The sequence below is a fragment of the Mycobacterium sp. ITM-2016-00316 genome, assembly GCF_002968335.2.
Classification (GTDB): Bacteria; Actinomycetota; Actinomycetes; order Mycobacteriales; family Mycobacteriaceae; genus Mycobacterium.
Map to the genome: position 1 here is coordinate 5,803,423 of NZ_CP134398.1, position 22,214 is coordinate 5,825,636.

At 67.1% G+C, this 22,214-nt stretch carries 21 protein-coding genes; 6 read left to right on the top strand and 15 right to left on the bottom strand.

Going from position 1 to position 22,214, the window contains the following annotated elements:
- The first annotated feature begins 187 nt into the window (after window positions 1–187).
- Window positions 188–1,195, top strand: coding sequence for a GlxA family transcriptional regulator (locus C6A86_RS28240; protein ID WP_105362223.1), 1,008 nt, complete (start codon window positions 188–190; stop codon window positions 1,193–1,195).
- Here C6A86_RS28240 and C6A86_RS28245 read toward each other — a convergent pair.
- Genes C6A86_RS28245 through C6A86_RS28255 form a run of 3 tightly spaced genes read right to left on the bottom strand, consistent with a single transcriptional unit; the run spans window position 1,145 to window position 4,673 of the window.
- Complete coding sequence (locus C6A86_RS28245; RefSeq protein ID WP_105362222.1) at window positions 1,145–2,182, bottom strand: GlxA family transcriptional regulator; 1,038 nt, start codon at window positions 2,180–2,182, stop codon at window positions 1,145–1,147. The two genes, C6A86_RS28240 and C6A86_RS28245, sit on opposite strands and share 51 nt — an antisense overlap.
- A 17-nt stretch (window positions 2,183–2,199) precedes the next feature.
- The gene (locus C6A86_RS28250) at window positions 2,200–3,522 is read right to left on the bottom strand and encodes a ClC family H(+)/Cl(-) exchange transporter (RefSeq protein WP_105362221.1); all 1,323 of its coding nucleotides are present in this window, start codon (window positions 3,520–3,522) and stop codon (window positions 2,200–2,202) included.
- An 8-nt stretch (window positions 3,523–3,530) separates the two neighbouring features.
- Window positions 3,531–4,673, bottom strand: coding sequence for an RES domain-containing protein (locus C6A86_RS28255; RefSeq protein WP_105362220.1), 1,143 nt, complete (start codon window positions 4,671–4,673; stop codon window positions 3,531–3,533).
- Window positions 4,674–4,834: 161 nt separating this feature from the next.
- On the opposite strand from C6A86_RS28255, the gene C6A86_RS28260 reads away from it, so the two are divergent.
- Window positions 4,835–5,398 (top strand): TetR/AcrR family transcriptional regulator, encoded by a 564-nt coding sequence (locus C6A86_RS28260; RefSeq protein WP_396835417.1) that lies wholly within the window; start codon window positions 4,835–4,837, stop codon window positions 5,396–5,398.
- Here C6A86_RS28260 and C6A86_RS28265 read toward each other — a convergent pair.
- Both C6A86_RS28265 and C6A86_RS28270 read right to left on the bottom strand, forming a co-directional pair.
- Window positions 5,382–6,377 (bottom strand): glycoside hydrolase family 6 protein, encoded by a 996-nt coding sequence (locus C6A86_RS28265; protein ID WP_105362218.1) that lies wholly within the window; start codon window positions 6,375–6,377, stop codon window positions 5,382–5,384. The two genes, C6A86_RS28260 and C6A86_RS28265, sit on opposite strands and share 17 nt — an antisense overlap.
- Before the next feature lie 126 nt (window positions 6,378–6,503).
- A complete protein-coding gene (locus C6A86_RS28270) occupies window positions 6,504–7,151 on the bottom strand; it encodes a TetR/AcrR family transcriptional regulator C-terminal domain-containing protein (RefSeq protein ID WP_105362217.1) in 648 nt (215 codons plus the stop codon).
- Between the two features lie 76 nt (window positions 7,152–7,227).
- Between C6A86_RS28270 and C6A86_RS28275 the strand changes: the two genes are divergently transcribed.
- Both C6A86_RS28275 and C6A86_RS28280 read left to right on the top strand, forming a co-directional pair.
- Window positions 7,228–8,262, top strand: coding sequence for a hypothetical protein (locus C6A86_RS28275; RefSeq protein WP_105362216.1), 1,035 nt, complete (start codon window positions 7,228–7,230; stop codon window positions 8,260–8,262).
- A 440-nt stretch (window positions 8,263–8,702) separates the two neighbouring features.
- Window positions 8,703–9,782, top strand: a complete 1,080-nt coding sequence (locus C6A86_RS28280; protein WP_142406908.1) for a cellulase family glycosylhydrolase — start codon at window positions 8,703–8,705, stop codon at window positions 9,780–9,782.
- On the opposite strand, the gene C6A86_RS28285 is transcribed toward C6A86_RS28280, so the two are convergent.
- Genes C6A86_RS28285 through C6A86_RS28305 form a run of 5 tightly spaced genes read right to left on the bottom strand, consistent with a single transcriptional unit; the run spans window position 9,770 to window position 14,740 of the window.
- The gene (locus C6A86_RS28285; protein WP_311100964.1) at window positions 9,770–11,005 is read right to left on the bottom strand and encodes a hypothetical protein; all 1,236 of its coding nucleotides are present in this window, start codon (window positions 11,003–11,005) and stop codon (window positions 9,770–9,772) included. The two genes, C6A86_RS28280 and C6A86_RS28285, sit on opposite strands and share 13 nt — an antisense overlap.
- Window position 11,006: 1 nt before the next feature.
- Window positions 11,007–11,804 carry a TIM barrel protein gene (locus C6A86_RS28290; protein WP_311100965.1) on the bottom strand — a complete coding sequence of 266 codons (798 nt, stop codon included), beginning with the start codon at window positions 11,802–11,804 and terminating at the stop codon, window positions 11,007–11,009.
- 2 nt (window positions 11,805–11,806) lie between these two features.
- A complete protein-coding gene (locus tag C6A86_RS28295; protein WP_105362132.1) occupies window positions 11,807–12,973 on the bottom strand; it encodes a sulfotransferase in 1,167 nt (388 codons plus the stop codon).
- A complete protein-coding gene (locus C6A86_RS28300) occupies window positions 12,966–14,093 on the bottom strand; it encodes an LLM class flavin-dependent oxidoreductase (protein ID WP_105362131.1) in 1,128 nt (375 codons plus the stop codon). Before C6A86_RS28300 ends, C6A86_RS28295 begins: the two co-directional genes overlap by 8 nt.
- Window positions 14,090–14,740 carry a TetR/AcrR family transcriptional regulator C-terminal domain-containing protein gene (locus C6A86_RS28305; RefSeq protein WP_142406902.1) on the bottom strand — a complete coding sequence of 217 codons (651 nt, stop codon included), beginning with the start codon at window positions 14,738–14,740 and terminating at the stop codon, window positions 14,090–14,092. The genes C6A86_RS28300 and C6A86_RS28305 overlap by 4 nt, the downstream gene beginning before the upstream one ends.
- 46 nt (window positions 14,741–14,786) lie before the next feature.
- Between C6A86_RS28305 and C6A86_RS28310 the strand changes: the two genes are divergently transcribed.
- The gene (locus C6A86_RS28310; RefSeq protein WP_233212900.1) at window positions 14,787–16,997 is read left to right on the top strand and encodes a molybdopterin-dependent oxidoreductase; all 2,211 of its coding nucleotides are present in this window, start codon (window positions 14,787–14,789) and stop codon (window positions 16,995–16,997) included.
- On the opposite strand, the gene C6A86_RS28315 is transcribed toward C6A86_RS28310, so the two are convergent.
- From C6A86_RS28315 to C6A86_RS28325, 3 genes are read right to left on the bottom strand one after another with little or no spacing between them, the layout of a single operon-like run.
- Complete coding sequence (locus tag C6A86_RS28315) at window positions 16,990–17,196, bottom strand: zinc-ribbon domain-containing protein (RefSeq protein WP_105362129.1); 207 nt, start codon at window positions 17,194–17,196, stop codon at window positions 16,990–16,992. The two genes, C6A86_RS28310 and C6A86_RS28315, sit on opposite strands and share 8 nt — an antisense overlap.
- A 26-nt stretch (window positions 17,197–17,222) precedes the next feature.
- Window positions 17,223–17,882 (bottom strand): 1-acyl-sn-glycerol-3-phosphate acyltransferase, encoded by a 660-nt coding sequence (locus C6A86_RS28320; protein ID WP_105362128.1) that lies wholly within the window; start codon window positions 17,880–17,882, stop codon window positions 17,223–17,225.
- The gene (locus C6A86_RS28325; protein WP_233212899.1) at window positions 17,873–19,315 is read right to left on the bottom strand and encodes an MFS transporter; all 1,443 of its coding nucleotides are present in this window, start codon (window positions 19,313–19,315) and stop codon (window positions 17,873–17,875) included. The genes C6A86_RS28320 and C6A86_RS28325 overlap by 10 nt, the downstream gene beginning before the upstream one ends.
- 117 nt (window positions 19,316–19,432) lie before the next feature.
- Here C6A86_RS28325 and C6A86_RS28330 point away from each other — a divergent pair, with 117 nt between their 5' ends.
- Window positions 19,433–20,023, top strand: coding sequence for a TetR family transcriptional regulator (locus tag C6A86_RS28330; RefSeq protein ID WP_105362127.1), 591 nt, complete (start codon window positions 19,433–19,435; stop codon window positions 20,021–20,023).
- A gap of 6 nt (window positions 20,024–20,029) precedes the next feature.
- Here C6A86_RS28330 and C6A86_RS28335 read toward each other — a convergent pair whose 3' ends face one another.
- Both C6A86_RS28335 and C6A86_RS28340 read right to left on the bottom strand, forming a co-directional pair.
- Window positions 20,030–20,674, bottom strand: a complete 645-nt coding sequence (locus C6A86_RS28335) for a response regulator transcription factor (protein ID WP_105362126.1) — start codon at window positions 20,672–20,674, stop codon at window positions 20,030–20,032.
- Window positions 20,671–21,939, bottom strand: a complete 1,269-nt coding sequence (locus C6A86_RS28340; protein WP_233212898.1) for a sensor histidine kinase — start codon at window positions 21,937–21,939, stop codon at window positions 20,671–20,673. Before C6A86_RS28340 ends, C6A86_RS28335 begins: the two co-directional genes overlap by 4 nt.
- Window positions 21,940–22,214 lie beyond the last annotated feature (275 nt).

Below are 22,214 nucleotides of genomic sequence, written 5' to 3' on the forward strand. Positions count from 1 at the left end.
TTCGTGGCAACAACGTTGGGCCGATGGTGTTTCGGACTGGTAAACCCCGCTTATCGGTTGTCCGCCGAGGTGGACATCTTCTGCGCGAAACGGGACCTCGCCGCCCACGGCCGACCGACACGGACAGGAGGCGCGAAAATCCGGACATCGGATCGCACCCGCACCGCGGTGGGCGCACCCTTGGCTCATGTGTCACTACGTCGAGCACCGTTCGCGTCGCATCGCGATGCTGGCCTGTGACGGCGTCCGGACCCTGGATGTCACCGGTGCGCTGGAGGTGTTCGACGTGGCCCGCACCCTCGGCTACGACTACGCGGTGTCGCTGCACACCTACGGGGATTCCTCGGCGATCCGTTGTTCGTCGGGACTCACACTCGCTGCCACTCCGGCCGCGCTACTGGACACGCCTCCGGACACGGTGATCCTGCTCGGCGGCGAAAGCTTTGTCTCCGAAGTTGTTCCGTCACATGTTCAGCAGTCGGTCCGAACTCGTACTGCCGGTGTGCGGCGGATCGCCGCCATCGACGCCGGGGTCTTCGCGTTGGGCGCGACCGGCCTGCTCGACGGCCGTCGCGCGACCACGCACTGGCGCCACCTGGACGCCTTCGTCACCCGCTGTCCGTCCACGATCGTGGACCGCGAGTCCGTGTTCGTCCGCGACGACGACATCTGGACCGCCGCGGGTTCCGCGGCCGGCATCGACCTGGCGCTCGCGCTGGTCTCTGATGACTACGGAGCCGACCTCGCGCACGAGATCTCCAGGGAGATGGTGGTTCTCAGCAGGCGCATGGAGGGCCATCCCCAGATCTCTGCGGCCGCCAGGACTCCGCGACCCAAACACGCCGAGCTGGAGCGCTTGATGGCGACCGTCAGCGCGGATCCGGCCGGACACTACGAGTTGGACGTCGTTGCCGCCCAGATCGGGATGAGTCCACGGCATCTGGCCCGGCTGTTCAAGGCGCAGGTCGGGGTGACGCTGCGGCAGTACGTGTACGAGGTCCGGTTGGAGAATGCAGTCAGCCTGGTACTGGCCGGTGAGTCCTTCCACGCCGCGGCACAGCGCAGCGGGCTGCGGTACGGGGCCCGCATCCGCGACCATCTGGAGGCGCATCGCGTGCTGCCGGCACCGACTCGGCCCGCTCCGTTACTGGTCGATCCCGGTGGTGCGAAAGCGGTTCCGGTATACGCCGGGTGACACGCCGAGGTTTCGGCGGAAGGTGCGCCGCATGGTGTCCGTCGTGCCGAAGCCCGCCCGTCGCGCAATGGAATCCTGGCTCTGATCACCGGTCGCGAGGAGCACTTTGGCGGCCTCCAGCCGGGCCTGTTCGACGAATCGCGCCGGGGTCATCCCGATCTGGTCGTGGAACATCCGGGCGAGGTGCCGCTCACTCACGGCCGCTTTGACGGCCATCGATGCGATGGAATGGTCCGCGCCGGGGTCGGCGATCACCGCGTCCACGATATCGCGCAGCCCACCCGAGACCGGCAGCGCAGATTCCGCCCACACGCTGAATTGCGCCTGCCCGCCCGGGCGTTGGAGGAAGACGACCATCCAGCGCGCCACCCGCCGGGCCACCGTCGGGCCGTAGTCACTCTCGACAAGGGCCAGCGCCAGGTCGATACCCGCGGTGATGCCCGCACCCGTGATGAACGGCCCGTCCTGGACGAACAGCGAATCCGGATCCACGCGCACGTTCGGATATCTGCGCGCCAATGTCTGGCAGTGCGCCCAGTGGGTGGTCGCGCGCCGCCCTTCGAGAAGCCCGAGGGCGGCGAGCACGAACGCGCCGGTGCACACCGAGGCCACCCGACGTGCCCGCGGCGCGAGCAGGCGCACCATTTCCAGGGCGTCCGGCACCGTATCGGGTGTCGGCTCCTCGGGAATGTCGTGCAGGCCAGGGGTGAAGGAGAAATCCGCAGGCACGCCGCCGGGCACCAGCAGCGTGTCGATCCTGGCGGGCACGTCGGCCAGCGCCAGATTCACGTCCAGGCGTGCGTAGGCCGTGGTGCCAACCGCCGCACCGGTCGGCGAGACCAGCAGCACATGGTAGTTCGCCCCGAAATCGTTGGCACGGGCGAAGATCTCCAGGGGCGCCGCCACATCCTGCAGGGTGACCTTGTCGTAGAGGGCGAACACGACCGTGCGTGCCGCCGGGGTCTCTTGGCTTGGTTCGTCGGCCACGTCTCGCTGGTGCCCTTTCACTGCCCCCCGCGGTTTCGGCGCTCCTGCGAATCTAGCGGGCCTCTGTTTCCGTCAGGTTGCATCCGCTCGCGCAGGCTGTCGTAGATGGGCGGCGATTTCAGCAGTTCGGCGGCCAGCACGGCAGCGGCGGTCGCCGCCAGCATCGGCACGACCAGCGATGTGGTGGCGGTCATCTCGATCACCAGCACGATCGCGGTTACGGGCGCCCGCACGACGGCACCGAAGAACGCGGCCATGCCGACGATGGCCATCGGCACCACGAGCGACGATTTACTCTCGGGTATAAGAACATTCAGGCCGCCGGTGAACAGAACACCCCACAGCGCGCCGACGGCCAGCAGGGGCGCGAACAGCCCACCGGGTACCGCGGCCGCATAGGACAACGGACCGGCCACCAGCCGCACCACCAGATACCCCAGAGCCATCGGCAACGCCAGGGCGCCACCTCCGACGATCAGCTGAGTCAGCCCATCACCGCCACCGACGGCACGTGGATCCACGAACGCCACCAGCCCGATGATCGCGCCGATGACCGCCGCCTTCGCGACCGCCGGAATCCGGGGAACGGCGGCGACGCCGTCGAGGAAGCTCAGCACGAGCCGGCTGTAGAGCGCGCCCAGGCAGCCGGTGACGAGACCGAACACGATGAAGACGGGGACCAGGGTGGTCGACGGCGCCGCCACCGGATCGACCTGGAAATCCGGCTGGTCGCCGAGGATCAACCGGGCACAGGCCACGGCCGTGGCGGCCGAGAACAGGGTGACGAGCACAGTGCGGATGTGCACGGATTTGGTGGCCTCTTCGAGGGTGAACAGCGCCCCACCGATCGGCGCGTTGAACGCGACCGCCAGTCCGGCACCGCCCAGCGCTGTCTGCATCAGCCGCACATCACGGTCGTCCAGCCCGCCGCGCCGCGCGGCCTGCGCGCCGATCACCGCACCCATGTGCACCGTCGGGCCTTCTCTGCCGAGCACCAGGCCCGAGCCGATCGCGAGGACACCCCCGATGAACTTGGCCGGCAGCAGCAGCAGGCTCGGCGGTCGGGCCGTCCCGCGATAGACGGCCTCGACGTGCTGAATGCCGCTCCCGGCGGCCAGCGGCACCCACCGGACCACGACGGCGGCCAGCGTCGCCCCGAGAGCGGCCACGGCGATCGGCACCAGCCACCCTGGCCCCGGCAGGTCGTGGGCCCAGGTGACCAGGTCGACCCGCCAGCGGTCCGCGAGCTGCAGACACCACCGGAACGCGCCGCCGACAAAGCCGATCACCACGCCGGCCAGGACCGACACGGTGCAGACCCACACCAGGCCCGATCTCATCCGGGGCCTCAACGCGCCACCGTCATGACCCGGCTGACCTCTAGCGTGGCGGTGTCGAAGCTGAGTCTGGTCTGCTCGGTCTCGGCCCCCGTGTCCGCACATCGGTCCGATCCGACGAAGACCACGACGTTGATGCCGGGCCCCTGGGCACTGGGGAACATCAGGCCGTCGACGCGGTCCGGGAACGCATACCGGAAGTACTCGGTGAACACCTGAGTCGGGACGTAGTCGATGTGTTCGTGGCCGTCTAGTTCCACCGGCAGCGTGATGTCGTGGATGAACCGCTGAAGGAACCTGACCACGAAATACTCAGTGTGCGCGCTTTCGTCGAAAATGCTCGGCAACGCAGGCAGATTCGTGAGATCGATCAGGTGCAGTTCGCGTGTCGGCGTGAACTCACCGGTGACGACGAACCGGTGGGCGGCATGGGCACCGGCCTCCGCGATCGCGGTGGCGCGGTCGGTCGCGCCGTAGAAGATACTGATTCCGGCCGGGCTCATCCGGTTCGCCGCGGCCCACTCCGGCGGCGGAGGTCCCAGATCGCAGGCGTGCCGCCAGCTCGACGCCTCACCCTCCGAGGTCGCCATCCGTGCGCGGAACAACGGCGCCGGACACGGCGCGGGCCACACCGCGGGATGGTTCTCGCCGAGATCGGATACAGCTTTGAGCACCTGCAGGGCGGTCATGTCACCGGATCCCGCCGCCCGGGTGGCGAAGAAGTAGCGCATCTCGTGTTTGACGATGTGCTTGAAAGCGTCCCAGCTGTAGGACAATTGATCGATACCGTTGCTGCTCTTTCGGTCTCGTGGCACCCAGCTCGTGGTGCCGCTGAGCGCCTCGACGACATCGTCGATGAGTTCGCGATGAGTAACCCCCGCCACGGCCAGGATGTCGCGGGCCACCTCGACCGGTGAGACGGCGTCACCGACGTCGAGGGGCCCCGGCTGATAGTGCACGCCGACGCCCACCAGGAATGACTCGATGAACGCGGCCCAGCCGGCCGCGACCGGAGCCGGACCGTCCACGGTGCAGTAGCTGCAGCGCCGTTCGGTTGCCTGCGCCATGATGCGCCGGCGCAGCACGGTGTCCTCGACGTGGCGCGGGCAGACGGTCGGTGTCATCGGCCCGACGGGTTCAGCCGATGTCGCCATATCGCTCCCGCCCGCAGCTTGCGCGTCCTGTCACTTAGTGACACAGTGGCGATGTCACTAAGTGTCAGGAGGCCTTCACCATCGCCACCCAGGATATCCGCGGCACGCCCAATCCGAAGCAGGCGCAAGCCCGCCTGGCCGTCTCCCGCCATGCCTGCGCGCTGTTCTGGGAGCGTGGGGTCTCCGCCACCAGTGGTGACGATATCGCCGCCGCCGCAGGGCTCTCCACCCGCACCATCTGGCGGTACTTCCGGAGCAAGGAAAGCTGCGTCGAACCGATGCTGTCCCTGTCCGCGCAACGTTTCATCGCCCAGGCGCACCGGTGGCCGGCCGAACTCTCACTGGCCGAGCACATGGCGGCCGACATGGCCGAGCACCCGCTCAGTGAGCAGGAACTCGCCGATGAGATCAGCGCGCTGCGCATCGCGACCATGTCTGCCGAGGAACCCGCACTGCGGACGGCTTACCTGATGGTGCACGACGAGATGGAGCGCGGATTCGTTCCGGTTGTCGCCCAGCGACTCGGCCTGCCGGACGGCGACCTCACCGCCCGCCTCTGCGCGGCAGCGGTGGTCGGGGCATTCCGGGTCATCGACGAGGACGTGGGTCGGCGCGTCATCGTCGAGAAAGAGAAGGTCAGCCAGGAGGAGGCCCTCGAACTGATCGATCGGGCGGTCCGGAACGCGACCAACGGACGGTTCGGGGGGCCTATATCCCCGCGTTGAGCGCCAGGTCGATCGCGTACTGGTTGACGAACGTTCCCGCGCCGGGCTCGCCGCGCCCGCAGGACCCGTCGGACTCACCGACGCGCTTGACCCACAGGAAGGCATCGACGTTCGGGTTCCCGGTGGCCGTCGTCGGCGGGACGCCCAACGCCCGGCCCTTCGGGTTGCACCAGGCCATATCGCTGTCGCTCTCGGGTCCGCGTCCGTTGCGCGAGGTGTCGATGACGTAGTGCGAGCCGCCCGTCATCCCCGAGATGGCGTTGCCGTAGCCCATCTGCTCTTCGGTGGTGTAGTAGTTCGTGGTGTTCAGGCTGAAGCCCTGCGCGCGGGCCACGCCGACGTCGTTGAGCATCGCGGCCATCTTGTCCGCACTCACCCAGCGCGAGTGCCCGGCATCGATGTACACCGCGGCGGCCGGGTCACGGGTCAGGGTGTCGACGGCGTAGCGGATCAGGTCGAAACGTTCCGCACGTTGATCCGCCGTCAGGCAGTCGGCCATCGCGAGCGCATCGGGTTCCAGGATGATCGCGGCGGGCGCAGAACCCAGGCCGGCCGAGATGGCGTCGATCCACGCCCGGTAACCGTCGGCCGAGCCGAAGCCGCCGGCGGCATAGCTGTAGCAGTCTCGATGCGGAAGCGCGTAGATCGACAGCACCGGTGTGGCGCCCGCAGCCTGCGCGGCGCCGACGAGCTTGCTCACCGTGCCGCCGACGGTGGACGCCGGGAAGGCCTGATCGAGCCAGTAGGCCTGCGGCGTATTCGCCACGTAGTCGAGTTGCGGGCTCGGGTTGCTCTGCGCGGCGCGCATCGCCTTGGAGATCGGGTCGACGTAGAAGGGCTTGCCGACCAGCGGGTTGGCCTCACTGGCCAACTGGATCTGCGGGGCCTGAACCGGGGACGCAACGCCAGCGACGACGGCCGCGACGGCGAGGAAGGGGGCCAGCCACCGCGCGGCGGTGCCAGCAACGGAAGACTTCATCCTAGGAAAGTTAGTGCGACTCAATGTGCAACGCCAATCGCGAAACGGCAGGTCACCACCCCGAAATGTGCTGGGCAAACCTCTTTCGCGTGGCCGGTCACCGGGTCATGGGCAACCAGCAACACCTCAGCCTTTGCGGTCCAGTCGCAGTTGCAGTCCATCGATCACCACGTCGAGGCTGAACTCGAAATCGTCGGCCGTGCCGGCCACCGCCCGGTTGTCGATGATCTCCCCGAGCAGCGCGAACTGACCGGCCGGCGCCTCACCGAGCACCCGGGCGACCTCGGAGGTGTGCTGGCTCCTGGATTGCTCTCCGCCGAGGAGGTCCCGCGCCGCGGTGTAGGCGACACCGGACACCAGCGACAGGATGTGCCCGCCCTCGGCCACGGTGAAGCCCGCCGCCGTCAGCGTCTGAAGCACACGTTCGGCCAGAGCCAGGCTGTGCGCGCCGCGCAACTGGACAGAGGTGGCAGTGGCCTGCAGATGAACGACCCCCCGGTGCAGGGCCTTGCCGTAGGCGCGCAGGACGCCGGTCCAGTCGGCATCGTGGGGCAGCTCGAAGTCCCGCAGCTCGGCGTCGAAGAGGTCGGCGACGATCAGCTCCAGCAGGCCGCCCCGGTCACCGACGTAGTAGTTCAGTGAGCTGCGGTCCACACCGAGAGCGTCGGCCACCGCCTGCATGGTCAGGTCCTCGGGCGCGATGGCCCGCGCCGCCGCGACGATGCGGGCCCGGTCGATGCGCGGTGGCCGGCCGCGGCGGGCGCCTGTCGTCATTTCACGAACCTAGCGGCTGCGGCCGTGTTATTTTTCCACGATCGTGGAAAACTATCTCGACAGAGGAGCCCCTGGCATGCGCGTCATCCAATGGACCACCGGCAAGGTGGGAAAGCTCAGCCTGCGTGGCGTTCTCGATGACCCCCGCCTCGAACTCGTCGGTGTGTACGCCTTCTCCGAGGAGAAGGCCGGTACCGATGCCGGGCAGTTGTGCGGCCGCCCGGAAACTGGGGTGACGGCCACCACCGATATCGATGCGCTGATCGCACTGCAGGCCGATGCCGTGCTCTACACGCCGTTCATGGCCGACGTCGACCACGTCGTGAGGCTGTTGGAGAGCGGGCTCAACGTCCTGAGCACGAACCTCTTCCTCAATGTCGGCGGCGTCCAGGGCGAGACCCGCGCGGCCCTCGCTGCTGCGTGCGAGCGCGGCAACAGCTCGCTCTACATCACCGGCATCCATCCCGGCTGGGCCAACTCCATCACCACCGCCCTGACCGCGGTCTGCCGCGATGTGCAGTCGATCACCATCGTCGAGGCAGCGGATGTCTCGGTCTACGAGTCCGTCGAAACATGGGAGATGCTGGGCATTTCCAAACGCGAGGCTTCTCCCGATGTCATCGAGATCGCCAAGCTGGGGATGATCAGCTTCCGTGATTCGGTCGAACGGATGGGCGTGGCACTGGGTTTCGACGAGTTCGACAGCATCGATTTCGATATCGAATTCGCCACCGCATCCGAGACCGTCGACCTCGGCTGGATGCGCATCGAGAAGGACACCATCGCCGCGATACGTGGCGGGTGGAGTGCGACACTCGGCGGCAAGACCATCCTGCGCACCGCCGTCGTCTGGCACCTCACCAAGAAGCTGAACGCGGACTGGGACCTGGACGAGGACCACTACAACATCGTGATCCAGGGCGAACCCGAGGTGCGCACCCGAATCCGGTTCGTGCCGCCCGAAACCTGGGGCAACCACGAGTGGGACACCATGACCGCGATGCCGGCGGTCAACGCCGTCCTCGACATCGTCGCGGCGCCCGCCGGCATCCTCACCCTCAAGGACGTCGGACTCACCTGCGCGCCCGCGAAGGCCTGGCTCGACAGCTGACGCGTGACCCGCCGGGGTATCGGAATGCGTTCGGAGACGTCTCATTTGGGTGACAGTTCGGCGCCCGCCACATCCCAGGTTCTTCTGTTTTCTGGTACGCGCGACCCATTCATGGCGGCCTGCGCAGGCTGAGCCGCATCTTTACCGATGTCGACCTGCGCACATTTTGACCCCCCAGCAAATTACTTCACAACGGAACGTTTGCCGTGGCAAACGGCCGGTGCCGCCGGCCGCCTCTGGGCCGGCGCTATCCGTGGCGACATCCTCGGTATTTGCTGCGTGGCGATGCCTGCGTACGAATACCGGCCGGCCGATAGCTCTGCAGCAATCCCCGAGCGCCGGAACCGCGTGCCGAATCATGGCATGCGGCAACGTGGTTGACGTGCCTACATTGAGCGTCGTCACACGCCGTGTTGCACCGGAGCGCCAGAAAGGCCGCCATGCCCGTCCACCTGTTACGCGCGCTCGTCCTGGTTCTGTGCATGGTGGCCGCCCAACTCTCCTCCCCCGTGGCCACCCCCGCGGCAGGCGCCGCGTTGGCGCCGGTCAACACCTCACCGACCGCGCTCGGTATCGCCGAATCGAACCTGTACTTCATGACCGCCGATGAGCTGGCCACCGCGATGCAGGCATTCGAAGAGATGGGCGTGCAACAGATCCGGATCTTCCTGCCCTGGCGGGCCATGGAGCCCTCCAGGGGTAGCTACAACTGGGTGGTCGCCGACCGCATCCTGGATGCCGCCGCCGCCCGGGGCATCGCCGTCGTCGGCGCGGTGACGAGCACACCGATCTGGGCCTCTCGCAACGGCTTCTGGCTGCCCAACGCGGCACCGGACGATCCGAACACCTACGCCCAATTCATGGTGCAGCTGGCCCAGCGCTACGGATCCGGCAGTGCACAACCCCGGATCGCGGCCTACGAGATCTGGAACGAACCGAATGCCAACATCGGCTGGTCGCCCCAACCGAACGTGGCCGGGTACACCGCACTGCTCAAGTCGGCCTATACCGCCATCAAGGCCGTCGAACCCACCGCGACGGTGGTCGGCGGTGTGCTGGGCGCCGGACTCTCGTTCGGCACCTGGACCATCAACCCGGTCAACTATCTGACTCAGATGTATGCCGCAGGCGCCCAGGGGTACTTCGATGCGCTGTCCTTCCACCCCTACAATTTCTCCAGCAGCTTCTCGGCCGGGGCGCCGTACGCCAATACGCCCTACCAACAACTGATGTCGCTGCGTCAGTTGATGAACAACGCCGGAGACGGGGCGAAGAAGATCTGGACAACGGAATACGGTGTGCCGACCTCGGCTGTCAGCGGCGCCACCCAGGCGGCCTGGATCACCGACTTCGCCACCACATGGTCGGGGCTCGACGGTGTGGGACCGGTGTTCATCTACTCACTGGTCGACCGCCCCAACGAGACACCCTGGGGTGTCTTCGACCGCAACTGGGTGGCCAAGCCGGCCGTCGAGGCCATCCGGACCTGGATCGCCGCGCAGCAGAGTCAGATTCCGTAGCGCAGCTTGATGCTGTGAAAGCGGTCGAGCAGCTGCTGCGCGCGTTCGGTGGAGCCCACCTTCACGGTATCGAGGGGCAGGACGTCGAGGATCTCCGCATGCTTGACCAGCCGGGTGCGGAAGGTCGCGGCATTCCGGCTCAACAGGTTCCGGTAGGTGAGGTTGCCATCCGAGAACCCCTGGGTGTCCAGCCAGTTGTGCACCCCGGGATCAGTGTGGGCGATGACGAGTCGCACGACGTCATCGCCGTCGACGACCGTGCGGGCCGGCGTGTAGCTCACCGGCCGGTACAGGAAGTCCATGCTGCCCGCGAACACCCCACCCATGCCGAAGACCCAGAAACCGTCATGGTTGTCCATCTCGACGATGAGCGCCTCGTCGGGTCGCAGCTGCCACACCATGTGCGCGGCCATCCGGCCCCGCTTCATATCGCTGTCGGTGTCGGCGATCCTGTTCGGGGGGAACCGATTCAGGTAAGCCGGATCGCACACTCCACCGGAGTAGTTCCACGAGTGCTCCGGCCAGTCGCGCATCGCGCCGTTCAGGAAGTCCCCGGCCCAGCCCATTGCCTCGATCATCGATTCCGCGTCCGGCAGCGGTCGGGGCGCCCACATGCCGATCCGTTCGATGGTGAGCGTCGTCGGTGTCTCGGACCAGGCGTCGAAGGCCTCCCGGATGAACAGCTTTCGGCTACCGGCCGTGGTGGGTAGCCAGTTCTCGGCGCGTTCGGGTCCTCCAATGAACAGTTCGAAGTTTCCCGCTTCGTCGGGGCGCAACTGATGACCGAAGATGTTCGCCTCGGGTATGTCGCCGAAGGGTTCGTGCAGTGAGGGCCAGTCGGTTCCCGGAATGGTGTCCGGGCGGGGCCCTTGCACTGTGATGTTGAGCCACCGCGCCGTGCCGCGCCTACCGGTGATTTTGTATTCGTGGCGACCATCGATCCATGCTTGCCGATAGCTGAAATCGGCGACATCGCCGCCGAGTTTCCTGCTGGGCGTGCACAACTGGTGGATCTGCGGGAACGCCGGATCCCGGGTCTCCAGGGCGAGGTCGAAAGCCTGCCCGAGATTCTGAGTCAGGAAACGCATTGCATCGGCCCGCTGCAACGGTGTGCCCGGGTTGGCGTCCTTGAACACCAGGTCCCCGGCGCTCCTGAGCCGGTCACAGAAGTACTGCCACGTGTCACGCAGCGACTCGTCCGCCGGTCCATCGCCGAAAGCCATGTCACACTCCCAGTTCGGTGAGGATGTCCGACACCCGGCCGGCGGCGCGGGCGGTGGCCGCCCGCGCGCCTTCCTTGTCGATCCGGGGACCGACCAGCTCGATATCGAAGACCCCGCGGTAGCCGGCATCCAGAGCGTCTCCGATGATCCGTTGCAGCGGTATCACGCCGTCACCCGGCACAGCCCGGCACGGTGCGCAACGGTCACCGAGCACATAGTCGCTGACCTGGATGAGGCCCGTCAGCGGCATCGCACGGCGGATCAGTTCACTCAGCCCGGCCTCGGCCCAGCAGGCGTGCACGTCGACGCACACGCCGATGCCGGCACCCGAGGCCAGGGTGATCGTGTCGGCGAGCGTGTGTGCGATGTGAATGTCCGCGTTGAACGTCGATGCATTCTCGACCAGCAGCCGCACCCCCTCGGCGTCGGCCCGCGCTCTGCAGGGGGCGATGAGTTCGCCGAACCGCCGGGCAGCCAGCTCCCAGCTCAGCGCTCCCCTCGCTCCGGTCAACAGATAGATGTCGGGCCGTCCAAGAGCCACCGCGGCATCGATGACATCGTTGAGAGCCGTAGTGGCCCGCTCGTCGTCACGTTCCAGATCCGGTTGCACCGCGAAAGGGTGATTGATGCTGGTGATACTCACACCGGCCCCAGCGGCCTCCGCGACGGCACCCTTTTTCATCAGGATCGGAGAAACCAGCGTCGCGTGCTGCACACCGATGTCGAGGCAGTGTTGGAGGAACGCCGTTGTGCTCTCGTGCAGGAAGGCCACCTGATGCAGGCTGACGCGGGGATGCACGCTCAGCCCCGATTCTCCACCGCGACGCCGAAGCGTTCACGGAACGGCCTGAACTCCTCGTGCAGAGCGTCGAGATCCTCCCCGATGTCGGTCAACAGCGCCGTCGAGTAGCGGAACTTTCCGTGCCGGTCGCCCTTGTTGTGCGCCAGGTAGTTCCGCATCGCCCGCTCCGCAGGCGACGTCAGTGTCCGGCCGGCGGAGCGGTAGCAGCGCCGGATCGTCTCGATCGGGTCGGCGACGAAATCCAGGTACCGGACGTGCAGGATGCGCGGGTCGTCGGCCAGCGGATGGGACATCGTGTTGGCGATGCTCGCCCGCGTCAGGTCCAGGTGCAACCTGGCGGTCGCCTTGAGGTCCACTGGGCCGGTGATGCCGTCCATGATGTCGGCCATCATCATGGTGCGCGATGCCGCGACCTGGACCGGGTCCCGGTGCAGCCAGACCAGGGTGGCGTCGGGATAGGCGTCGAAGAACTCACGCAGCCGAAAGCCGTGGAATCCCTTGAGCACCCAGTGTTTCTCCGGCCTGCCGAACTGGCACTGCTGCAACATCATCCGGTGAATCCGGTACTGGGCCGCCGCATCGATGGGCAGGCCCTGCACCACCGTCGGCACCGGCACCCGCCACCACGCCGTCGGTGTCATCACCCGGAAATCGAACGCCCAGGTGCGTTCGTCCTCGGGCAGTCCGTCACCGAGCATGTCGTTGTAGGGGTGCGAATGCAGCCACTTCGGCAGCTTGGCGTTGATCTCACGCCAGTCCGCATCGGCACGCTCGCGGCGCGGATCATCCACTGCGGCAAGTCCGGGCGGACCTGACGGGTACATGACCTCCCAGAACCGCAGGGCGCGCGCCTCCGGATCGACGGCCATCAGTGCGTGCATCAGGGTGGTGCCGGTGCGCGGTTCGCCGGTCACGAACAGCGGTGCCGCGATCGCCTCCTCGGCGACCGGGTAGCGCCGGCGGTCCTCGAAGAGTTCCAGCCGCGAGGTGAGCAGGCCGGTGCAGACCGCCGCCGCGGCGTGCTGTCCGTCGCCATCCATACCGGCCGCGCCGAGATGCTCGACCGCGGTGGCGAATCGTTCGGGCAGCGTGTCATCGCCCCAGTCGGTGAGCCCTGTTCGGGCCTGCGCGTCGGCCAGTAATTCGGTGGCATTCAGGTCAGCCATGTGCCGCACCCACCAGTCGCAGTATCTCGTCTTCGGTCTCACGCACCTTGTCGGCGGACCGCGCACTGAACCGCAGCCCGGCCATGCTGCCGTACTCCATCAGCTTGAACACCCGCATGCCGGCATCGCAGAACCCTTTCACTTGGTGCGCGACCTGTTTCGGGGTTCCGCACGGGAAGATGTCGGTGATGGCCCGGGTGTCGACCTGCTCGCAGAATCTGATGATCTTGTCCCGGGAAAGTTGGACGGGATCGAAGTCCTGCACGCCGCGCCACTGCGGTCCCATCGGATGTTCGTAGCCGAAGCGGCGCAGGTCCTCGGCGGTGATCAACAGGATGATCGCCTTCACCAGTGGCGCTTTCAGCATGTCAGCGATCTCGTCGTCGTCACCGATGAGGCAGATCTGGGTCACCGCGGGGGTGATGGCCGCCGGGTCGCGGCCGGCGCGCTCGGCCGCCTCACGCACGATGGTCAGCTTCTGGTGGTAGTCCTCGGGAGTGTAGGCGCCGTTGGGCCACCAGCCGTCGGCGTGCCGGCCGGTGATGCGCAGCATCCGTGGCCCGGCCGCCCCGATCCAGATCGGCGGATGCTTCCCGTCGTAGGGCTCGGTGTCCAGCCGCGCGTGCTCGAGGCGGTGAAATCGACCCTCGAAGTCGACGGGTCCGTCACTGTCCCAGAGCATCTTGATGACTTCGATGGCCTCTTCGAATCGGGCCACCGGTTTCTCGAAGTCGAACCCGTACGGCACCGTGTTCTCCAGTTCGCCCGAGCCCAGCCCCAGCACGAACCGTCCCCGGGATAGGTGGTCGAGGGTGAGCGCCGACTGGGCCAGCATGGCCGGGTGCCGGCGCACGGTGTCCACTACCGTGGTGACGATCGGGGTGGTGCGGGTCAGTACCGCGGCGGCGGCCGCCACCGCCATCCCGTCGAGGTGTCGGTGCGGCGACGGTGACACGGTCGCGAGATCGGTGAACTCCGGTGTCCAGATCGACTCGGGCCAGAAGCTGACCATGTGGTCGGGCAGCCAGATCGAGTGGTAGCGGCCCGAGTCGTACTGCGCGAGCATGTCGAGCCCGAGCGGCAACGTGGTACGCAGAAAGGCGGCGGGCTGGACGTTCACGTGAGCATCCCCTCCAGGCCGGCGATGACAACGGCAAGGCTGAACTCGAACTGTGCAGTGCCGTCCTGATCCGCGCCGGTGGATTCGATGACCTGGCGCAGTATCGAAAAGTCCTTGTCTGCAGCATGTTCGAGGGCATCGGCGATCTCCGGCACGTTCGGGTGGACCCCGCTCTGGGCTGCCAGCACCGCGGCCCGTCCGGAGGTGTACGCCGTGTCACTGATCTGGGTGAGTGCGCGGCCGGCCTGGACGGCGTCGAAACCGGCGTCGACGAGGGCCTGCAGCAGGGTTTCGACGGGCGCCAGCGCCGTGAGCCCGGACGCGGCGGGCAGATGAAAGGAGGCGGCCAGCACGCCGACCTTGAGATAGGCGTCGCGGATCGCGCCTGCGAAGGAGCGCGCCACCACCCGCCAGTCGCCGTCGGCGGGCAACTCCACTCGCCGCAGTTCTGATTCGAAGACGTCCAGCGCGACAAGACCACGCAGACCTTCCCGGTCACCCACGTGATAGTTGAGCGCCTTCGGGTCCACGCCGAGGACCCCGGCGACCGCCTGCATGGTCAACCCCTCGGGCGGTAGATCGCGTGCGGCCGAGACGATCCGCTCCCGGCTGATCTGCCGGGGTCTGCCACGCTGCCGATTCGTCACGGTCCGAGTCTAGTATTTTTTCCCGTTCGGGAGTATGAATATCAGCGTGTCCATCCAGACCACGACGCGACCCGGCATCTGCCGGATCTGTTCGGCGCACTGTGGCGTGCTGGCCACGGTCACCGACGGCAAGCTGACAAAGGTGGCCGGCGATCCGGACAACCCGATGTTCAAGGGCTATACGTGCGCCAAGGGTCGCGCCCTGCCCGAGATCCACAACAACCCGAGCCGGCTCCTGCACAGCCAGAAACGACAGTTCGACGGCACCTACCAGCCGATCGAGGCCGAACTGGCGATGGACGAGATCGCCACACGGTTGCAGCAGCTGATCGACGCGCACGGACCACGTTCGGTGGCCATCTATCTCGGCACCAACGGTCTGCCCTACCCCGCGTCGGCATTGATGGCCAACGCCTTCATCCGGGGTATCGAGTCCCCGATGTTCTTCACCGCCAACACGATCGACCAGCCCGGTAAACAGATCGCGCTCGCCGCGCACGGACACTGGCTCGGCGGTGATGTCGACTTCCATGAGGCCGACAGCTGGATGCTCATCGGTACCAACCCGCTGGTGTCCAAGGCCATCGGCATCCCCGGCCAGAACCCCGGACAGGGGTTGCGCAGTGCCCTGGCCCGCGGCATGAAGCTGATCGTCATCGATCCGCGCCGCTCGCAAACCGCGGCGCGCGCCACTGTTCACCTGCAGCCGCGCCCGGGCGAAGACGTGACCATCGTCGCGGGCATCATCAACTTCGTCATCTCCGAAGGACTCTGCGACACTGCGTTCCTGACCGACAACGTCACCGGATTCGACGAACTGGCCGCGGCGGTATCGGGTTTCACCCCGGAGTACGTGGCCGAGCGTGCCGACGTCCCGATGGCGCAATTCATCGCTGCGGCAACCATCTTCGCGACCCACGGGACGCGGCGCGGCATGGTCAACGCGGGTACCGGCGCCAATTTCGCCGCGCACGGCAGCCTGCTGGAGTACCTATGCCTGTGCCTCACCACGATCTGTGGGCGGTGGCAGCGGGCCGGACAGCCGGTGGTCCGCCCGAACACCTTGATGCCCGCGTTCACCGCGAAAGCCCAGCCCCATCCGCCGTACGAAGGCTGGGGATACGGTGAGCGGTTGCGGGTGCGGGGGCTGACCGACACCGTGGCCGGGATGCCGACCGCGGCACTGGCCGACGAGATTCTGCTGGAGGGCGAGGGTCAGGTGAAGGCGCTGATCTGCATCGGGGGCAACCCGATGGCGGCCTGGCCGGATCAGCGAAAGACGTTGCGTGCACTTGAAAGTCTGGATCTACTGGTCACTCTCGACACCGAGATGTCGCTCACCTCGCGGCTGGCCGACTATGTCATCGCGCCCAAGATGCAGATGGAAACACCCGCGATGACGATGGGCAGCGAACTGATCAAGTACTACACGAGCGGTACCGGCATCCCCGCGGCGTACGGGCAGTACGTGCCGCGGCTCGTCGAGCCACCGGAAGGCTCGGATCTGACCGAGGAGTGGCAGTTCTTCCTCGGCCTCACCAAGCGCATGCACCTCGACCTGTGGTTCGTGAACTTCTTCGGCGGCGGTGGCGGGCGTTTCATGGAGTCGCCGCCCGTGGTCATCAACATGAACGCCGACACCGCGCTCACCACCGAAGAGCTGTTCGCCCAGATGTGCGCGACCTCGCGCATCCCCTTCGACGTCGTGGCCGGCCATCCGCACGGCAAGATCTTCGACGTCGACGAGGTGGTCGCCGAGCGGGACACCGACTGCGACGCACGCCTCGACGTCGGCAACGCCGTCCTGCTCGGCGTGCTGGCCGAGGCGCTGGCCGAGGATTTCGCCGTCGCGCAGGACACCGCCGAGTATCCGTTGCGGCTGATCCCGCGCCGGCACGGGAGTTTCATGAACTCCTCGGGCACCAACCTTGCCGCACTGAACCGCGGCAAGCCCTACAACCCGGCCTATATGCATCCCGCGGCCATCGCCGCGCTGGGGCTGCGCTCCGGTGATCTCGTCACCGTCACCTCCCCGCACGACAGCATCCCGAGCGTGGTCGAGGCCGATGACAGCCTGCGCCCCGATGTCATCGCCATGCATCACGCGTTCGGCGGGCTACCGAGCGAAGATGGTGAAGTCCGCTCGCGCGGAAGCAATGTCGGCCGTCTGGTGCCGACCGATACCGAGTATGACCCGATCACGGGGCTTCCCCGCCAGGGGAACATCCCGGTGAAGGTGACCGCGAGGGTCAGCTAGCCGCGACGGAGGCGCCGCAGATGCCGCACGCCTCGAACTGCCGGCGCTTCCAGCGCGCGATCGGGACGAAGAACAACGTGAACTGGTTGAACTGCCGCAGCAGCATCCACTGGGTGGTGTTGTGACAGCGCGAGCAGGTCCGCACATCTCCGGGGCCGAGGGGCTTCTGCTTGGTGCCGAAGCCGAACAGGAAGAACATGCCACCAGCGTAGAGACGCGTGACGCTCAGGCTGCCGGGACGGGTACGGCGAGCGTCGTGATGCGCCGCTGGACCTCGTCGAGAAGTTCAGGGATGGAGGGGAATTCGTCGGGGTGGATGGGATCGCCGAACAGCACGTGCACGGTGTGCCCGAGGACCGGGAACCGGCGACCCAGCGGCAGCACCTTGTTGGCGTTGACCAGACGGACCGGGATGATCGGCACACCCGTGCGCTTGGACAGCACCGCGACACCCGGCCGGTAGGGCGCGGTCTCGCCGGGCCGCACGCACTTCTGCTCGGGGAAAATCCCGACCAGCGCGCCGTCTTCCAGAGCGTCCGTGGCACTTTCCATGGCCTGCTTGCCGGAGTCGGAGTCACCTCGGACCACCGGAATCTGCCCCAGCACCTCCACCAGCCAACGGGTGAACGGTGATTTCCACAACTCGGCCATCGCCATGGCGATGGCCTCTCGGCGCAGCGCCCCGAGGATGAAGAAGACGTCGACCATCGAGGTGTGGTTGGCGGCCAGGATCACCGCGCCCTTGTCGGGCACGATATCGGCGTTCACGATTTCGGTCCTGATGATGCGGGTGAAACCCAGCGTCCACAGCATCAGCCGAATGGTCCACGTCAGCAGCCACGCGCGCTTGCCGAGTCCGCGCGCACGAGGACGTCTCAGTCGCATTGCTCCATCGTCGCATCCGGTTGTGGGATGAAGATCGCGATGACGGTGCACAGCACGGCCGCACCCAGTCCGAACAGGAAGGCCGACTGGAAGCCGTCCGTGCTGGGCACGGGCACGCCGCCGACGTCCACGGTGTAGCGGGCCAGCACGGCGGCGATGACGGCGGCCGCGGTGGCGGTTCCCAACGAGCGCATCAGGGTGTTGAGGCCGTTGGCAGCACCGGTCTCCGAGGCCGGAACGGCCCGCATGATCAGCGTCGGCATCGCCGCGTAGCCGAGCCCGATACCGATACCGATCAGCACGTTGATGATGAGGATGTGACCGGCGTGCAAGTCGGAGAACAGCGCGACCAGGTATCCCGTCCCCATGATGGCCGCGCCGGCGACCAACAGCGGCTTGGGTCCCCACACCCGTCCGAGGCGGCCGGCCAGTGGTGACATGACGAGCATCGCCAGCCCGGCCGGCATCAGGAACAGACTGGCCTGCAGCAGCGGCATGCCCAGTCCGCCCGCCTCTTTCGGCAGCTCGAGGAGTTGCGGGAAGGCGATCTGCGAGGAGAACAGCGCGAAACCCATCGCGATCGAGGCGAGGTTGGTCAGCAGCACCGGGCCGCGGGCGCTCACCCGCAGATCGACGAGTGGCTCGTGGATGCGCAGTTCCAGCCAGCCCCAGATCAGCAGCACGACCACGCCGCCGAGCAGGAAGCCCACCGTCCGCGTAGAGGTCCAGCCCCAGTCGTTACCCCGGGAGATGGCCAGCAGCACACCCGACAGACCGACGGCGAGGCCGATGATGCCGATCACGTCGACCCGGCCACCGACGCGCAATCTGCTCTCCGGCACCAGGAACGCCATCAGGACGAACGCGATCAAGCCCAGACCCGCGGCGACCCAGAAGAGGGCATGCCAGTCGAAATGTTCGGTGACGAAGGCACTGATCGGCAGCCCGAGCGCACCACCGACACCCAGAGTGGCGCTGACCAAGGCGATGGCCGAGCCGAGTCGGTCAGCGGGAAGTGTGTCGCGCAGGATCGCGATGCCCAGGGGGATGACACCCATGCCCACCCCCTGCAGGCCACGTCCCGCGATCAACGGGGCCACCGTCGGCGACAGCGCAGCGACCACCGAGCCGAGCATCAGGACGCCGAGCAGCACGAGCGCGACACGGCGTTTGCCGTACATGTCGCCCAACTTCCCCGAGATGGGCGTGCAGATCGCCGCCACCAGCAAGGTGATCGTGATGACCCATGCGGTGTCGCTGCTGGATGCGTTCAGCAGCAGCGGCAGCTCGCCCTGGATCGGGATGAGGATGGTCTGGGTGAACGCCGCACACATGCCGGCGAAGGCCAGCACCGACACCACTGCGCCGGTCCGCACGGGCCGCGTGGGAGCGCCGGATTGCGGGCCGATCGCGGTCGGGGTGTCGACTGTCATCAACCCACCTTTCGTCTCACTACCCGAACCACCGTACCGGGCGCTGAGACTCAGTATCAAGCTGAAGTCGAAGTGTCGTTTCTGACATTCAGCGTCAGTTTCGGTTATTCTGGGCCGATGACCGCAGGAGTGCGCGAGCGTGCGCGACTCGCACTACGCACCGAGATCGCGCAGGCGATCAGCATCGTGTTCGCCGAACGAGGCTTCGACGAGGTGACCGTCGAAGAGGCGGCCGGCGAGGTCGGTATCTCCCGAGCGACGTTCTTTCGCTATTTCGGCTCCAAGGAGGACGCGGTCCTGGCCGCCATCGAAGCATCGTCCATCGACTACGCCGCGCACGTGGAGTCCCTGCCCGCCGTCGACGGCGAGAATCCGTGGCAGCTGCTTCACCGCGCCTTCAAGCACGCCCTCTCCCAGCGAGACGAACACTCCGAGCTTGAGCGCTCCCGGGTACGGATGATCAATTCCACCGTCTCGCTGCGCACCCGGATGGCGCAGCGCCGTTTCGCGCACGAGGATGCCCTCACCCCGATCCTCGCCGCGCGGATCGACGCGCCCGAGGCCGCGCGCACCATCGCCGTCACGGCGTTCGCGGCGTTGGACCTCGCCTGGCGGCGCTGGGCGGCCGGCGAGGAAGCGACCATCTCAGCGTCTCTCGACCATGTCTTCGCTCAACTGTTGTCCGCGAATACCCTTGCTGTCCGCTGATTCTCACTACATGCGCAGATAGGTCAGCACCGCGAGCACCCGGCGATGCTGAGCACCGTCGGGCGGCAGCCCGAGCTTGGTGAAGATGTTGCTGATGTGCTTCTCCACCGCACCGTCGGACACCACGAGTGCGCGCGCGATGTTCGTGTTGGAACGCCCCTCCGCCATCAATGCCAACACCTCCTGCTCACGTAATGTCAGCTGCCGCAAGGGATCGTCGCGGCGGCGGCGCACCAGCAGTTGGGCCACCACGTCCGGGTCGAGCACCGTGCCACCCGACGCGACGCGTTGCACGGCGTCGAGGAAGTCGGCGACCGCGGCGACCCGGTCCTTGAGCAGGTACCCGATCGCTCCGGCGCCGTCGGCCAGCAGATCGTCGGCGTAGGACGCCTCGACGTACTGGGACAGCACCAGGATCGGCGACCGCGGCACCAGATGGCGGGCCTCGACCGCCGCACGCAGCCCCTCGTCGGTGTGCGACGGCGGCATTCGGACATCGACCACCGAGACGTCCGGCCGGTGCGCGGCGATGGCCTGCACCAGCGAGGGTCCGTCACCGACCGCAGCGAGCACCTCGTGGCCGTTTTCGGTGAGCAACCGAATGAGGCCTTCCCGCAACAGGACCGAATCGTCGGCCACGATGACTTTCATACCGGCAGCTCCACCCTGATCGTCGTCGGCCCACCATGCGGGCTGGTCACGGTCAGCGTGCCGCCACCGGCCCGGATGCGGTCGGCCAGCCCCGACAGCCCGTGCCCCTTGGCCACATGTGCGCCACCGTTGCCGTCGTCGACGATCTGCACACCGACCAGAACGGGTCCCGTCGCGACCGTCACCCAGCAGTTCGTGGCGCCGCTGTGCTTGGCGACATTCGTCAGCGCCTCGGCGACCGCGAAGTAGACGGCGGTCTCCACCGCGGGATCGAGCCGGCCCACCGGCGTGCCGAGCTCGGGGTCGACGGCCAACTCGACCGGTACCGTGCAACGGATAGCAAGTGCGGCAAGAGCACTCGGCAGACCACGGTCGGTGAGCACCGGCGGTGCGATACCGCGGGAGAGCGCGCGCAACTCGTCGAGGGTCTCCTGGGTCTGGGCGATCGCCTCATCGAGGGTGTCGCGCACCGGGCCCGGTTCGCTGCCCTGCCGGGCCCGGCCCAGGTCCATCGCAAGCCGGATGAGGCGCTGCTGGGGGCCGTCGTGGATATCGCGTTCGAGCCGGCGCAGGGCGTGGGCCTCGGCCGAGGCGGCGGCCGACTTCTGCTCCGTGAGCACGGTGATCGTCTGGCGCAGCTCGGCCACGCCGGTCAGCATGACACGTGCGAACCCGGCCTCGAGCAGCGCGCAGACCCGCACGATGAACGGCAACGTGATCAGGCAGAGCAGACCGATGGCCGTCTGGAATCCGATGCGCGCCATCGCGCTGTCACCGAGGCCGACCAGCTGGGCCAGCGACGTGTTGTCCGGCCCGCGCGGAATCGCCCAGTCCCAGGCGATGGTCAGGGTGCCCGCGATCGCGACCGCCCACCAGCTGATCACGATCACGAAGGTCGCCACCGCGATCGGAAATCTCACGACAGCGTGCGTGAGGTCCAGCCAGGACTGGCCGTCACCCAGCGGGGTGACGAGGCGTCGCCACCATGCGGTGTCCGGCGCGGCCTTGCGGTATGCCGGCCGCGTACGCGGTTGCCTCAGCACCGCGGGATAGCGGAACCGTTCGATGTCGGCGAAGACCCGCGCGATGAACACCGAGCCGACCAGGACCGGCACCCCGACGAAGACGACAAGCAGGCCGACACCGGCCGAGAGCCCGGTCACGATGACGCTGAAGCTCACCACCGCGAGCGGGAATCCGAGCAGGACGTAGCCGGTGTCGACGCCGAGTTGACGCATCATGGCGGGCCGCTCCGTGGTGGTCACCGCTTTGACGCTAGGCATCTGACTGATCCACCCCCAACCGGTGCGCCTGCGTGTTCAGGGTAGGGCTGTCCCCACCGTGTCGATACGCTCGCCCGGCATGGGCGGATTCGCCGGAGGGCAATGCTGCGGCGCGTGTTCGCCCTGGGTTGAGGTCTCTCAGGTGCGAAAGTGCCCGGCTGTCAGTGACTTTCGAGCGACAGCCGAGTCTCAGAATTTTCTTTGGACTCATTGATCACATCGGTCACTTCCTGGCCGGTTTTGTCGGTGGTCGTACG

Coding starts and splice junctions, on each gene's coding strand:
- C6A86_RS28275 (WP_105362216.1), top strand. CDS start 7,228: ATGCGCGTCATCCAATGGACCACCGGCAAGGTGGGAAAGCTCAGCCTG.
- C6A86_RS28285 (WP_311100964.1), bottom strand. CDS start 11,005: ATGGCTTTCGGCGATGGACCGGCGGACGAGTCGCTGCGTGACACGTGG.
- C6A86_RS28330 (WP_105362127.1), top strand. CDS start 19,433: ATGACCGCAGGAGTGCGCGAGCGTGCGCGACTCGCACTACGCACCGAG.
- C6A86_RS28335 (WP_105362126.1), bottom strand. CDS start 20,674: ATGAAAGTCATCGTGGCCGACGATTCGGTCCTGTTGCGGGAAGGCCTC.
- C6A86_RS28295 (WP_105362132.1), bottom strand. CDS start 12,973: ATGGCTGACCTGAATGCCACCGAATTACTGGCCGACGCGCAGGCCCGA.
- C6A86_RS28250 (WP_105362221.1), bottom strand. CDS start 3,522: ATGAGATCGGGCCTGGTGTGGGTCTGCACCGTGTCGGTCCTGGCCGGC.
- C6A86_RS28320 (WP_105362128.1), bottom strand. CDS start 17,882: ATGCGACTGAGACGTCCTCGTGCGCGCGGACTCGGCAAGCGCGCGTGG.
- C6A86_RS28270 (WP_105362217.1), bottom strand. CDS start 7,151: ATGACGACAGGCGCCCGCCGCGGCCGGCCACCGCGCATCGACCGGGCC.
- C6A86_RS28280 (WP_142406908.1), top strand. CDS start 8,703: ATGCCCGTCCACCTGTTACGCGCGCTCGTCCTGGTTCTGTGCATGGTG.
- C6A86_RS28255 (WP_105362220.1), bottom strand. CDS start 4,673: ATGGCGACATCGGCTGAACCCGTCGGGCCGATGACACCGACCGTCTGC.
- C6A86_RS28325 (WP_233212899.1), bottom strand. CDS start 19,315: ATGACAGTCGACACCCCGACCGCGATCGGCCCGCAATCCGGCGCTCCC.
- C6A86_RS28265 (WP_105362218.1), bottom strand. CDS start 6,377: ATGAAGTCTTCCGTTGCTGGCACCGCCGCGCGGTGGCTGGCCCCCTTC.
- C6A86_RS28240 (WP_105362223.1), top strand. CDS start 188: ATGTGTCACTACGTCGAGCACCGTTCGCGTCGCATCGCGATGCTGGCC.
- C6A86_RS28315 (WP_105362129.1), bottom strand. CDS start 17,196: ATGTTCTTCCTGTTCGGCTTCGGCACCAAGCAGAAGCCCCTCGGCCCC.